This window comes from Campylobacter concisus, from assembly GCF_003048835.2.
Classification (GTDB): Bacteria; Campylobacterota; Campylobacteria; order Campylobacterales; family Campylobacteraceae; genus Campylobacter_A; species Campylobacter_A concisus_D.
Genome location: NZ_CP060705.1, coordinates 332,825 through 344,783, shown reverse-complemented (window position 1 = coordinate 344,783; position 11,959 = coordinate 332,825). Strand labels below are relative to the sequence as shown.

General features: G+C 40.5%; 14 protein-coding genes. 9 read left to right on the top strand and 5 right to left on the bottom strand.

Translation table 11 applies throughout. From position 1 onward, the window contains the following. The first annotated feature begins 2 nt into the window (after nucleotides 1-2). The 9 genes from CVT08_RS01700 to CVT08_RS01660 all read left to right on the top strand — a co-directional run bounded on the left by CVT08_RS01700 (nucleotide 3) and on the right by CVT08_RS01660 (nucleotide 7,667). Complete coding sequence (locus tag CVT08_RS01700; protein ID WP_009294808.1) at nucleotides 3-1,136, top strand: type IV pilus twitching motility protein PilT; 1,134 nt, start codon at nucleotides 3-5, stop codon at nucleotides 1,134-1,136. Next, nucleotides 1,136-1,747 carry a CvpA family protein gene (locus CVT08_RS01695; protein WP_107856641.1) on the top strand — a complete coding sequence of 204 codons (612 nt, stop codon included), beginning with the start codon at nucleotides 1,136-1,138 and terminating at the stop codon, nucleotides 1,745-1,747. The genes CVT08_RS01700 and CVT08_RS01695 overlap by 1 nt, the downstream gene beginning before the upstream one ends. Nucleotide 1,748: 1 nt before the next feature. Beyond that, nucleotides 1,749-2,216 carry a Fur family transcriptional regulator gene (locus CVT08_RS01690; RefSeq protein WP_002941362.1) on the top strand — a complete coding sequence of 156 codons (468 nt, stop codon included), beginning with the start codon at nucleotides 1,749-1,751 and terminating at the stop codon, nucleotides 2,214-2,216. Nucleotides 2,217-2,220: 4 nt separating this feature from the next. After that, nucleotides 2,221-3,729, top strand: coding sequence for a lysine--tRNA ligase (gene lysS, locus CVT08_RS01685; protein ID WP_230855963.1), 1,509 nt, complete (start codon nucleotides 2,221-2,223; stop codon nucleotides 3,727-3,729). Beyond that, the gene (locus CVT08_RS01680) at nucleotides 3,726-4,970 is read left to right on the top strand and encodes a serine hydroxymethyltransferase (RefSeq protein WP_107856615.1); all 1,245 of its coding nucleotides are present in this window, start codon (nucleotides 3,726-3,728) and stop codon (nucleotides 4,968-4,970) included. The genes lysS and CVT08_RS01680 overlap by 4 nt, the downstream gene beginning before the upstream one ends. Beyond that, nucleotides 4,970-5,512, top strand: coding sequence for a DUF1882 domain-containing protein (locus CVT08_RS01675; RefSeq protein WP_103566701.1), 543 nt, complete (start codon nucleotides 4,970-4,972; stop codon nucleotides 5,510-5,512). The genes CVT08_RS01680 and CVT08_RS01675 overlap by 1 nt, the downstream gene beginning before the upstream one ends. Before the next feature lie 9 nt (nucleotides 5,513-5,521). Further along, nucleotides 5,522-6,376, top strand: coding sequence for an SPOR domain-containing protein (locus CVT08_RS01670; protein WP_107856614.1), 855 nt, complete (start codon nucleotides 5,522-5,524; stop codon nucleotides 6,374-6,376). Continuing rightward, nucleotides 6,373-7,161 (top strand): shikimate dehydrogenase, encoded by a 789-nt coding sequence (locus CVT08_RS01665; RefSeq protein ID WP_107856613.1) that lies wholly within the window; start codon nucleotides 6,373-6,375, stop codon nucleotides 7,159-7,161. The genes CVT08_RS01670 and CVT08_RS01665 overlap by 4 nt, the downstream gene beginning before the upstream one ends. 128 nt (nucleotides 7,162-7,289) lie before the next feature. Beyond that, nucleotides 7,290-7,667 carry a hypothetical protein gene (locus tag CVT08_RS01660; RefSeq protein ID WP_103599534.1) on the top strand — a complete coding sequence of 126 codons (378 nt, stop codon included), beginning with the start codon at nucleotides 7,290-7,292 and terminating at the stop codon, nucleotides 7,665-7,667. 57 nt (nucleotides 7,668-7,724) lie between these two features. On the opposite strand, the gene CVT08_RS01655 is transcribed toward CVT08_RS01660, so the two are convergent. The 5 genes from CVT08_RS01655 to upp form a co-directional block, all read right to left on the bottom strand. Beyond that, entirely contained in the window at nucleotides 7,725-9,560 is a 1,836-nt protein-coding gene (locus CVT08_RS01655) for an aryl-sulfate sulfotransferase (protein ID WP_107856612.1), read from the bottom strand. Between the two features lie 284 nt (nucleotides 9,561-9,844). Then, complete coding sequence (locus tag CVT08_RS01650) at nucleotides 9,845-10,519, bottom strand: MqnA/MqnD/SBP family protein (protein WP_107856611.1); 675 nt, start codon at nucleotides 10,517-10,519, stop codon at nucleotides 9,845-9,847. Then, on the bottom strand, nucleotides 10,516-10,788 hold the full coding sequence (locus tag CVT08_RS01645; RefSeq protein ID WP_103611673.1) for a barstar family protein: 273 nt from the start codon (nucleotides 10,786-10,788) through the stop codon (nucleotides 10,516-10,518). Before CVT08_RS01645 ends, CVT08_RS01650 begins: the two co-directional genes overlap by 4 nt. After that, the gene (locus CVT08_RS01640; RefSeq protein ID WP_103616425.1) at nucleotides 10,785-11,291 is read right to left on the bottom strand and encodes a ribonuclease domain-containing protein; all 507 of its coding nucleotides are present in this window, start codon (nucleotides 11,289-11,291) and stop codon (nucleotides 10,785-10,787) included. The genes CVT08_RS01645 and CVT08_RS01640 overlap by 4 nt, the downstream gene beginning before the upstream one ends. A gap of 9 nt (nucleotides 11,292-11,300) precedes the next feature. Then, nucleotides 11,301-11,927 carry a uracil phosphoribosyltransferase gene (upp, locus tag CVT08_RS01635; RefSeq protein ID WP_004317747.1) on the bottom strand — a complete coding sequence of 209 codons (627 nt, stop codon included), beginning with the start codon at nucleotides 11,925-11,927 and terminating at the stop codon, nucleotides 11,301-11,303. Between the last annotated feature and the right edge of the window lie 32 nt (nucleotides 11,928-11,959).

Here is an 11,959-nt window from a genome sequence, read left to right as displayed (position 1 = left end):
ATATGGATCTAATCGAACAACTAAGAGCGCAAAGCTCGGACGCTCAAGCCAAAGCATCAGAGAGCAATCTCTCTGGTGACATCCAAACGCTTCTAAAAACCGTTGTTTTTAACAAAGCTAGTGACCTCCACCTAGTCTCAAGGTCTGAGCCTCAGATAAGGATAGATGGCACTTTAAGGCCGCTTGAATTTGGCGTGCTAAGCGGCAAAGATATAGAAAATTTATGCTACGCGCTTATCACAGACGCCCAAAAAAGCGAGCTTGAGAACAACAAAGAGCTTGACTTTGCCATAGAGCTTCCAAATATCGGCCGCTTTCGTGGCAACTACTACTACACGATGAATGGCGATCTAGCTGCAGCTTTTCGTATCATACCTATCGATATACCTTCGCTTGATGATCTAAATGCGCCACAAATTTTTAAATATATCATCAAACGCGAAAAGGGCCTTATCCTAGTTACTGGACCAACGGGCAGTGGTAAATCAACAACGCTTGCGGCGATGCTTAATGAGATAAATTTAAATTATAGAAAGCACATCATCACCGTTGAGGACCCAGTTGAGTTTGTACATAACAACAAAAAAGCCCTATTTTCACATAGAAATATAGGCACTGACACGCACTCTTACTCAAAAGCACTAAAATTTGCACTTCGTGAGGACCCAGATATCATACTTGTGGGCGAGATGAGGGATAGAGAGACGATCTCTACGGCCATTACAGCGGCTGAGACTGGACACCTAGTCTTTGGTACGCTTCACACAAACTCAGCCATACAAACTATAAATAGGATCGTTGATAGCTTCGATGGAAGTGAGCAGCTTCAAGTAAGAAATATGCTTAGCGTTTCACTAACTGCCGTCATCTCACAAAGTCTGATACCAAAAATAGGCGGCGGAAGGTGCGCTGTGCATGAAATTTTGATAAATAACATGGCGATATCAAACTTGATACGCGAAAACAAAGTGCATCAAATTTACTCTCAAATGCAGCTAAATCAGCAACAAACTGGCATGAGCACGCAGACTCAAGCGCTGATGAAAGCGCTAAAAGAGGGCTTGATCACAAAAGAAAATGCGCTAGCCTACTCGACTAGCCAGCAAGAACTTCAAAATTTAATAGGAACTGTATGATGGATTTAGTAACTTGGTTTGACATTATCATTATCGCCCTTGTCTTGATGCTGGGCATAAAGGGCATAATAAATGGCCTCATAAAAGAGACTTTTGGGCTCATCGGACTTATCGGCGGTTTAGTTGTTGCTAGCAGGTTTTCAGATGTGGCTGAGGGTTTTATAAGTAAAAATATATATAAATTTGAAAATCCTTCATTTTTACAATTTGTCGCATTTATCGGACTTTGGCTAGTTTTTTGGCTGGTTTGTCTGCTGGTTGGTAAATTTTTATCAAAGATAGTTTCAGTAAGCGGGCTTGGCTTTTTAGATAGGCTTGGTGGATTTGTCATGGGAAGTGGCAAAATTTTTCTCACATTTTCAGCAGTCGTTGCCGTGATGTCAGGCACTTCGCTAAACAAAATGACCGAGCCATATTTCACAAACAGCAAAGTCTATCCGCTTTTACTTGAGACTGGCAGATGGATAACAAATATCGATGTGAAAAATATCAAAAACGAAATAGACGAAATGGTAGCAAGACCAAAGGATACAAACAAAACTGACGCGTTTATATCAATGGATGCAAATGCGAGCACAAATACCGACACAAACGTCACCAAAGGGGAGTGAGATGATAGAAAATTTAGAATACGATGCGTTACTTGAGAAATTTAAAAGAGTTCTTCGCGATAATGGTTTAAAATATACAAAACAACGTGAAATTTTGCTAAAAACGCTTTATAACAACGACGAACACTTTACGCCAGAAAGGCTATATCTTTTTATAAAAGAGACCTACCCTGAGCTAAATATCGGCATCGCAACCGTTTATAGAACGCTAAATTTACTTGAAGAATCAGAGATGGTAACATCTATCAGCTTTGGTTCGCAAGGCAAGAAATTTGAGCTTGCCACAAAGCCACACCACGACCACATGATATGCAGAAAATGCGGCCTTATCATAGAGTTTGAAGATCCTATGATAGAAAAAAGGCAAATAAGCATTGCAAAAGAGCATGGCTTTAAACTAACTGGTCACATGATGCAGCTTTATGGAATTTGCGAAAAATGTTCAAAAAATAATATAAAGGGAAAGTAAGGTGATATTTGACAACCAACATGAAATTCAAAGATTAGAAAGCATAGATGAGCTTAGAAATTTAGGCATAAATCCATATCCACATTTTCTTAGAAGAGATATGAATATCTCTAAATTTAGACTTAAATTTAACTATATAAAAGATACAGAAGAGAAAAAAGCAGAGGGGCAGCTAGTAGGCCTTGCTGGAAGGATAAAGCTGATCCGTGACGCTGGTAAAGCGGTCTTTGCAAACATCGAAGATGAAAATGGAAATTTACAAATTTATTTTAGTAACAAAACGCTTGATCCAGAGTGGTTTAAAATCGTTAAAAAATATGTAGAAATAGGCGATATCGTCTATGTTAGAGGCTACGCTTTTATAACAAAAACTGGCGAATTTTCAATGCATGTAAATGAGCTTAACTTAGCTACAAAATCAATAAGTCCGCTTCCAGAGAAGTACCACGGGCTAGTTGATGTAGAGACAAGATACCGCCAAAGATACCTTGATATGATAATGAACCCTGAAGTTAGGGCTGACTTTAAAAAGCGCTCGGTGATTATAAGCACGATTAGAAGATTTTTTGAAGAAAAGGGCTTTTTAGAGGTTGAAACTCCGATGCTTCACCCAATAGCTGGCGGTGCAAATGCAAAACCATTTGTGACATTTCACAACGCTCTTGGAGTTGAGAGATACCTAAGGATCGCACCTGAGCTATATCTAAAACGTCTTGTAGTTGGTGGCTTTGAGGCTGTTTATGAGATGAATAGAAACTTCAGAAATGAGGGTATGGACCTAACCCACAACCCTGAATTTACAAGTATCGAGTTTTACTGGGCATATCACAACTACCACGATCTAATGGGTATCACAGAGGATCTATTTAATGTCATTTTAGAAAAACTTGGCATGGAGAAAGTAATAAATTTTGATGGCATGGAGATTGATTTTAGCAAGCCATTTAAACGCATAAGCTATAAAAAAGCCTTAGTTGAGATAGGCGGACTTGCCGAAGATGTCGTAAGCGACAAGGCTAAAATTTTAGCAAAACTAAGAGCTGATGGCTTTGAAGCAAACGAGAAGCTTGATCTTGGCCACTTACAGGCTGAACTCTTTGATAACTACGTAGAGAGTAAGCTCATCCACCCAACTTTTGTCATCGACTATCCGATCTCTATAAGCCCACTTTCAAGAAGAAGCGACACAAATCCTGACGTGGCAGAGAGATTTGAGCTATTTATCGCTGGTAGAGAGCTGGCAAATGGTTTTAACGAGCTAAATGATCCGATCGATCAATACAACCGCTTTAAAGCGCAGATCGACGCTAAAAATGCAGGCGATGACGAGGCTCACGAGATGGACGAGGACTATGTAAAAGCCCTAGGATACGGCATGCCACCAGTTGCAGGCGAAGGCATAGGCATCGATAGGCTTGTCATGCTTTTAACAGATAAAAAATCAATACGCGACGTTGTCCTCTTCCCAGCGATGAGGCCACTAAAAACTGAGACAAAGGAGAACGAAAAATGAGTTTGCAAAGCTATGATAAAGATATTTACGACCTAGTAAATTTAGAGTTAAAACGCCAGTGTGACCACCTTGAGATGATCGCTAGCGAAAATTTCACATATCCAGAAGTCATGGAAGTGATGGGTTCAATCCTAACAAACAAATACGCCGAAGGCTACCCTGGAAAGAGATATTATGGTGGCTGCGAATTTGTCGATGAGATCGAGCAAATCGCGATCGATAGATGCAAAGAGCTCTTTGGATGCGAATTTGCAAACGTTCAGCCAAACTCAGGCTCTCAGGCAAACCAAGGCGTTTATGGTGCTTTGCTTAACCCAGGCGATAAAATTTTAGGCATGGATCTAAGCCACGGCGGACACCTAACACACGGCGCAAAGGTAAGCAGCTCTGGCAAGATGTATGAGAGCTTCTTTTACGGCGTCGAGCTTGATGGTCGCATAAACTACGATAGAGTTATGGATATCGCAAAGATAGTAAAACCAAAGATGATCGTTTGTGGCGCGAGCGCATACACAAGAGAGATCGAGTTTAAGAAATTTAGAGAGATAGCTGACGCTGTTGGTGCGATACTATTTGCAGACGTTGCTCACATCGCTGGTCTTGTAGTAGCTGGTGAGCATCAAAATCCTTTCCCACACTGCGACGTCGTAAGCTCAACTACACATAAAACTCTAAGAGGCCCAAGAGGCGGTATAATAATGACAAACAACGAAGAGTACGCTAAAAAGATAAACTCTTCTATCTTCCCAGGCATCCAGGGCGGACCACTAGTTCACGTCATCGCTGCAAAGGCAGTTGGCTTTAAGCACAACCTTAGCCCTGAGTGGAAAATTTACGCTAAACAAGTAAAAGCAAACGCTAAAAAACTTGGCGAAGTGCTAATAAGTAGAGGCTTTGATCTAGTAAGTGGCGGCACTGATAACCACCTAATCCTAATGAGCTTCTTAAACCGCGATTTTAGCGGAAAAGACGCAGATATCGCTCTAGGAAATGCTGGCATAACTGTAAATAAAAATACAGTTCCAGGCGAGACAAGAAGTCCGTTTATCACAAGCGGCATACGTGTAGGTAGCCCAGCTCTAACAGCTCGTGGCATGAAAGAGGCTGAGTTTGAGCTAATAGCAAACAAGATAGCTGACGTGCTAAGCGACATCAACAACGCATCTTTACAAGAGAAGATCAAGGGCGAGTTAAAAGAACTAGCTCATAAATTTATAATCTATGATAAAGCGACATTTTGATGCAAAGTATTGATACATCTCTTATAAAGATAATAACGACCCACTACTACATCAAACGTGACACGATCGTCAATAAGATAGAGTATAAGGGCAAAATTTTCTTTGATAAATTTGAAAAGATCAATGAACCACTAACTTATAGTGTCATGAAAGAGCATGAGGATGGCAAAGCTATAATCGCCCACTCGCTAATCAATGCAAGTGACAAGGTCGAAAACATAGTCTTTGACTACAACGGCAGAACTCCAGATAGGTTTTGGCATAGAGCGCAGCTTCTTTTAAGAGAAGAAGGCTTTATAAATTTCACAGCCTATGAGACTAAGACCCCAGGACATTTGCACCTTTATGTGCATAAAGGTCACACTACGCTAAATGAAGCTTGCACGCTTGCAAATATGCTAAGCGCAAAGCTTTCACAAAAGTTAGCCAAAGAGTGGAGAATGTTCCCAAATCAAGATATGCCAAAAGAATTTAACATCCTAACTTTGCCATATAACCTCTATCAAAAAGAGCGCGGAGCAAGTTGGTCAAAATATATGTAAGGAGAGATAATGGAAAACGAAGAGTTAAAAGATATACTTTTAGAAAAAGATGATGAGGCAAAGGGCGCAAAACTAAAGAAACTTCTTATGTTTATAGCAGCTCTTGTTATACTATTTTTAATCATCATCGTAGCCATGAAGCTTATAAACTCAGGCGACTCAACACAAGCACAAAACGAAGCTGACTCAAGACTAGTTCTGCCTCCAGTGCCAGCAGAGCAGCCAGTCGATACACAGGTGCCTGCACAAGATACAAATTCAGATGTTAAAAAAGGCGATACTCAGCTTTTCGAGCAAGTGCCTATCGTGCCTGAAAATAAGCAGCAAGATGATTTTGAAGATATGATCAAAAAGCTAAAAGATAAAGAAGGTGCAAAATCAGCTCCTAAAACTGAAGAGCCAAAAGAGGTAGTAAAAGCTGTCGAGCATCCAGCTGAAGCACCTAAAAAAGCTGAAACAAAAGTAGAAGCTCCAGCTAAAAAAGCTGAAACAAAAAACGAAGCTAAAGCAGAGAAAAAAACTGAAGCAAAGCCAGCCAAAACTGAGGCAAAAACCGAGAAGAAAGCTGAAACTAAAGCTGAGAAAAAACCTGAAACTAAGGTAGAAAAAAAAGCTGAAGCTCCAGCAAAAGCCGAGAGCGTCGCAAAAGGCTCTTATGTACAAGTATTTGCAACTAGCAAATTTAACCCAAATGCCGACTATATGAAAAAAATAGCAGCCAAAGGATATAGCTATAAGACTATAAAAGCTGGCGAGCTAACTAAAATTTTAGTTGGTCCATTTGATGAAAAAGGGCTACAAAAAGCTGTAAATGACATAAGAAAAGATGTTAATAAAGACGCTTTTGTCTTTAGAGCAAAATGAAAACCTTCGCAGTTTTTGGAGATCCGATAGCTCACTCGGTATCTCCAAGACTACACAACAAAGCCATTGCCGATCTAGCTCTTGATGCCCTATATACTAGGGTTTTGCTAAAAGATGGCAATGAGCTAATCAATAAATTTAGATCCCTAAAACTAAACGGCGCAAATGTCACACTCCCGCATAAAGAATTTGCTCTAAATTTAGCCGACGACGCCTCAGAAGCAGCACGTAAAATAGGCTCTGCAAACACTTTAGTGCTAAAAAATGAGAAAATTTATGCCTACAACACTGACGCACCTGGCTTTTTAAAAGCGATATCAAATTTTAAAGAGGCAAAAAGTGCCATCATCCTTGGAGCTGGAGGCACTGCAAACGCCCTAGCCTACGCACTTAGATCACAAAACATAGATGTTTGCATACTAAATAGAAGCAAGGTAAGACTTGATAAATTTAAAGATCGCTACGAGTGCTTTAGCTGGGATGATTATAAAGAGCATAAATTTGATCTAGTGGTAAATTCGACCTCAGCAGGGCTAAAAGATGATCTTTTGCCAGCACCAAAAGAGATTTTAGATAGCATTTTTAAAAATGCCAAATTTGCATTTGATGTTATTTACGGCAAGCAAACGCCATTTTTAAAAGAGGCAAAAAGGCAAAATTTAGCATGCAAAGACGGAGCTGATATGCTCTTGTATCAAGCGGTCTTGGCGTTAAATTTATTTTACAATGGCAGCCTTGATGAGAAAAAGATAGAAATTTCTATGCGAGAGGCTCTTAGTTTATAAGGCTTGCAAGATTACATCATACATTGCGTAAAAACTCTCAAGCTTAATAAATAATGCTCTAAAGCTTAGCGATATAAATTTAACTCCTTTAGCCACTCCAAAGCGCCTTAAACTACGACGATACTAACTTGAGCGATGAAACGCTTGAAATAAAACATTTGCACGATAAATTTAAAAAGCTAGGCATCTTGCAAGAGCCAAATGAGCACTTTGATCTTGGTATAAATAATGAAATTTTGCTACCTGCCATCTGCCTTAGGATAGATGCTTTAAAATTTGATGAGATCAAAGATCTAGCCAAACTACTCATGCTCTATACATACTCCTTAAACGAGTGGTGCTTTTTTATCTTTCCAAGCCTAAATTTAGCGCTTTATCCGCATGATGAGAGAGGTTTTGGATGCATCGGGCTAAATGACGATACAAAAAATGGATTAAATTTTTTAGAGTTTTGTAAAAGAGAGAAAAATGCAAAGGTTGTTTTAAAAGAGCAAAATAGCAAATAAATTTTAAAATCAAACAAAACTAAAAGCCTCCCTTGCCGAAGCAAAGGAGGAAAAAATTTACTTTTCAAACGCTTTTTGCAAGCTAAATGGAAACGCTTGATAGCCCATAGCATTTGTCATCTTTATCTCGATGCTAGGCTCTTTTGCGCCCCACTCAAATTCGTTGATATGTGGGCTAGGAAGTCCTACTGGACGACCTTTTGCTATGTCAAACTGCATGCCAGCGACGGCTGAGTAGACCATAACGCTGTCAAGGTCAGTTTGATACTCTGTAAGGCTGGTAACTGAGCTATACCACTCTTTGCCACGCTCTTTGCCGTACTCCCAAACTTGCTCGATAGTCTTTTTGTTCTCATCGATCTTATAAATAACCGCACGAGAGTACTTCATGCCAGCGATGGCTGGTTGCTCCATGCCTCTTGTATCGCCGTTGTCAAAGACACTTAGGTAAATTTCGCCTTTTTTAGACTTGCTATCTATCCTAAATGCTGTGTGTTGCGTCCATTGCCAGTCAAAGCCACCTTTGTCGCTCTCGTATCCTGGGCATTTTGAGTACTCATCTTCGCAGACGATCTTGTTGCCTTTGCTATCGACTGGCTGAAGCAGCTTATCTTTAAATTTATCGCTCCAGCCCTTGTGAGCGCCCATGATCCATTTTACTTGTTTGTCACGGCCGATCTTGATAACTGCGTCTTGGTGACGGCTTGAGATGATGATGCTATCATCGCTTGGATCGTAATCCACGCTATTTACGTGTGCCCAGTTGCGTCCAGGACCAGCGCCAACTATGTCGCCCCATTTATCGTGTGTATCCATAGACTGAAGCTCATCAGAGCTTGCTGTGTGGCCTGCTTTTTTAGCGTCTATGTTTAAGCAAACTGCACCTTGATCAAGCGTTTTTAGCACGATGTCGCGGTAAGGATCGAGAATTTCATATAGTCTAAAGTCATCAACTACGTTGCCGTCGCGGTCAAGCTCAACGATGACGTCGCGCACTGTTCTTACGTTTTTGCCATCAGCCCTTTTGTAGTCGGCATTTGCCACGCGCAAGAAGTAGTGTCCGTTTTGTGCTACGTCCATTGAGTGTGAGAAGTCGTTGTAGCTAGCTGGTAGCTCGCGGTTGAAAATTTCTCTACCCATGATGTCGTATTTTGCGTATCTTTGGCCATATCCCCAAGTCATAGCGCCGTCGTCATTTTGCTTAAAGCCCATCATAACGCCAGCGTGAAATGGCTGTTTTAGGTCGTAAATTTTACTTGGCTCAAGATACCATCTAACCTCGCCTTTTGTATCAAGGATGAAGTTATTTGGGCTGTAGTTCCACTCGATCGCACCGCCAGCCGGGTTGTTCCAAACGACTTTTGTGCCCTTGCCTGTTTTATTGACAAAGTTATTTACGTAGTAGAGGCGGTTTGCAAATTTAGCGCTAGCAGGCTTAGTAACCTCGATCTTGTCAAATAGTGCGCCCTTTTGATTTGGCGTGCCAGCGCTCTCTAGGTAGATAGCTGGGGCGTAAATTTTATAGCTCTCTTTTATATGCTCAGTCTTGCCCTTGTAGCTCTTGTCATACTCGACCTCAACGGTGTTTTGATAGTCAGGATACATGCCAAAAACTGGAATGCCACCATGTGTGCGAAGATGCTTGTCAGCCACTTTGTAGCTTATAGTTTGACCGCCTTGTTTTGGCACGATAGTGACCTTAGCGTTGCTTAGTGTGTAGCCGCCATTTTTGATGACTGCTGTAAGTGGGGCAGTATCGTAAGGATTTACCACTACTTCGCCGATCTGCCCAGTGATAGCGTAGTCAAGTTTAGCCCCGCTTGGACCGCCTATCGCAAAAGCGCTCGAGCAAAGCACAGAGGCTAGTGCAACACAACTCAAAGTCTTTCTCATAACATCTCCTTTAAATAAATTTTATAAACTCTACTCATAAAGCTTATAAAATTTAGAAAAAGCCTTGGTTTAGCCAAGGCCTCAATCAGTAAAAGGAATAACAAAAATGATTTGCTTTGTGTGTAATTGTAGTAAATCTTTATAACATAAATTTAACGCTAAGATTAATAATAGCTTAAAATTTAAAAATATATTTAAAATTTATTAAATGGCGTATCGGGCCTCGTTATCTTCGCCATTTATGAGGTAAAATATAGCAAAGAAATAATGCTAGTAAATTTAACTTACTTTGCCTCTCTTAAAAACCTATGCTCTTTAAAAAATTTGCGGAGTGATTTTTGCTCTTTTGGGCCTATTTTGTAGCTTATAAATTTAAGATACCACTTGATATCTTGCTCGCTTATGCTGCGACTTTTAGAATACTTGGCCAAGATATAGTTTGGGATTTTGACATTTTTTTGCAAAAAGTTTGCAACCAGCCTTTTGTAAAACGAGCCGTTTTTTACGTAAGAAAATCTACCAAAAACAAATGGCAAATTTGTCTTTTCGTGCCAAATTTGACCAAGGTCGTAAAAGCACTCTTTGCCCTCGCTTAGATAGGCTTTTAGCGCGCGGTCACCTATGATCACCTCGCCATTTAGATTAAGCACCTTGGCTAAGGCATTTGAGCTGGCTGAGGCTGGGTCAAATTTCATATCTGAGTTTTTGCGAACAAGCACGCTTTTTACATCTTTTTTGGCGACTATTCCAAAATTTAGTTTCTTTAAATTTGCCTTTTTACTAGCTATGCTTGAGATCACCGCAGCGTCGATCTTTCTGGCATCTAGGGCTCTATTTAGCTTGCTTGGCACACCCTTTTTAAACTCGATCGCCTTTTTTATCTGAGAGCTTAGTGGGGCTGATTTTAAAAAAACGTGAAATGGGAGTAAATTTAGATAATCAATCTTTCCAAATATCATTTTTTATCTTTTACAAGCTCAAATTTAACCATTTCATTTTCCGAACAAACGTCCAAAAATAGCGCTACCAAGCTCTCTTTTAGCCCCGCTTCTAGGGCATCTTCGTTTTTTAGCTTTATAAGCGTTGTCTCATTTATCTCGCAAAGACAGTCAAAGAGCGCGTCTAAATTTCTGCCGTAGTACTCTGGCAGGTCAAATTTCTTTGCAAAATACTCATGCATCTTCTCTTTTTCGAGCATTTTTTTAGCATCCAAGATCACGATTTTCATTGCATCCTCTTCTCATAAAGCAGGTAAAAATGCTCGTAGTGATCAGGCGTATAGTAGATAAGTCCGTCGTTTGAATATAAAATTCTCTCAGCGCCACGCCTGCCGCCATTATAATTCACATCGCACTCAAACCACTTTCTACCATCAGCCTCAGGCAGCCTCTTTTCTCGGTTTGAAAATCTATCTCCACCGATGCTTTTGCCGCCACTTACCTGCCATAAATTTCCGCTTTTTGCGTCCCAGCCAAGTTCAAGTGCCTCTTTTTTAGTTATGAAATTCTTTGGCAGCTTGTTAAATTTATAGATATAAAGTGCGACCTCATCTTTTGAGGTGTATGAGCCATTTTCTGCAAGGCTCTGGCTCTTTTGCCCCTCTTTGTTTAGCTGCTCAAGTAAAATTTGAGCGTTTTTGTTTGCCTCGCCGCCCTCTTTTGAAAAAAAGAAGGTGCCCACGATGATGGCAATGACAAAGGCGACTAAGGCTGGAAAAAGTCTTTTGTTCAAATTTTGCCCTTAAAGTGTATTAAAAACTCTATCGCCAGCGTCACCAAGGCCTGGAACGATGTAGTTTTTCTCGTTTAATTTCTCATCGATCGATGCCGTATAGACCTCGACGTCTGGGTAAATTTCGCTAAATCTCTTTAACCCTTCAGGTGCAGCGATGATAGAGATAAATTTGATCTCTTTAACGCCCTTTTCACGCAAGAACTTAACTGCGTCTATCGCCGTGCCACCAGTCGCAAACATAGGGTCGATGATGATAGCCATGCGCTCTTTTGCGTCTTTTGGAAGCTTTGCGTAGAAAAACTCAGCCTGCGCTGTCTCCTCGTTTCGCTGAAAGCCCAAAAAGCCAACGCTCGCATCTGGTATGATGGTAAAGACGCTATCAAGCATGCCAAGAGCAGCCCTTAAAATAGGGCATATCATCACCTTTGTAGTGAGCCTTTTTGCGTCTGCCACCGCAACTGGTGTTTGGACTTTGACATCTTTTACCTTTAAATTTCTAGTCGCCTCAAAGATCATAAGATAGCTGATCTCATCAACTAGCATGCGAAACTGAAAAGGTTGGGTGTTTTTATCACGTAAGATTGTTAATTTATGCTCGATCAATGGGTGTGAGATGAGCTTCACGTTTTGCATTTTTTGTCCTTAAATTTACTGTTTTTACAAGG

Bases quoted from the DNA above. Each gene is read 5' to 3' on its own strand.
- CVT08_RS01700 (WP_009294808.1), top strand. From the start codon at position 3: ATGGATCTAATCGAACAACTAAGAGCGCAAAGCTCGGACGCTCAAGCC.
- CVT08_RS01695 (WP_107856641.1), top strand. From the start codon at position 1,136: ATGGATTTAGTAACTTGGTTTGACATTATCATTATCGCCCTTGTCTTG.
- CVT08_RS01690 (WP_002941362.1), top strand. From the start codon at position 1,749: ATGATAGAAAATTTAGAATACGATGCGTTACTTGAGAAATTTAAAAGA.
- CVT08_RS01680 (WP_107856615.1), top strand. From the start codon at position 3,726: ATGAGTTTGCAAAGCTATGATAAAGATATTTACGACCTAGTAAATTTA.
- CVT08_RS01675 (WP_103566701.1), top strand. From the start codon at position 4,970: ATGCAAAGTATTGATACATCTCTTATAAAGATAATAACGACCCACTAC.
- CVT08_RS01670 (WP_107856614.1), top strand. From the start codon at position 5,522: ATGGAAAACGAAGAGTTAAAAGATATACTTTTAGAAAAAGATGATGAG.
- CVT08_RS01665 (WP_107856613.1), top strand. From the start codon at position 6,373: ATGAAAACCTTCGCAGTTTTTGGAGATCCGATAGCTCACTCGGTATCT.
- CVT08_RS01655 (WP_107856612.1), bottom strand. From the start codon at position 9,560: ATGAGAAAGACTTTGAGTTGTGTTGCACTAGCCTCTGTGCTTTGCTCG.
- CVT08_RS01650 (WP_107856611.1), bottom strand. From the start codon at position 10,519: ATGATATTTGGAAAGATTGATTATCTAAATTTACTCCCATTTCACGTT.
- CVT08_RS01645 (WP_103611673.1), bottom strand. From the start codon at position 10,788: ATGAAAATCGTGATCTTGGATGCTAAAAAAATGCTCGAAAAAGAGAAG.
- upp (WP_004317747.1), bottom strand. From the start codon at position 11,927: ATGCAAAACGTGAAGCTCATCTCACACCCATTGATCGAGCATAAATTA.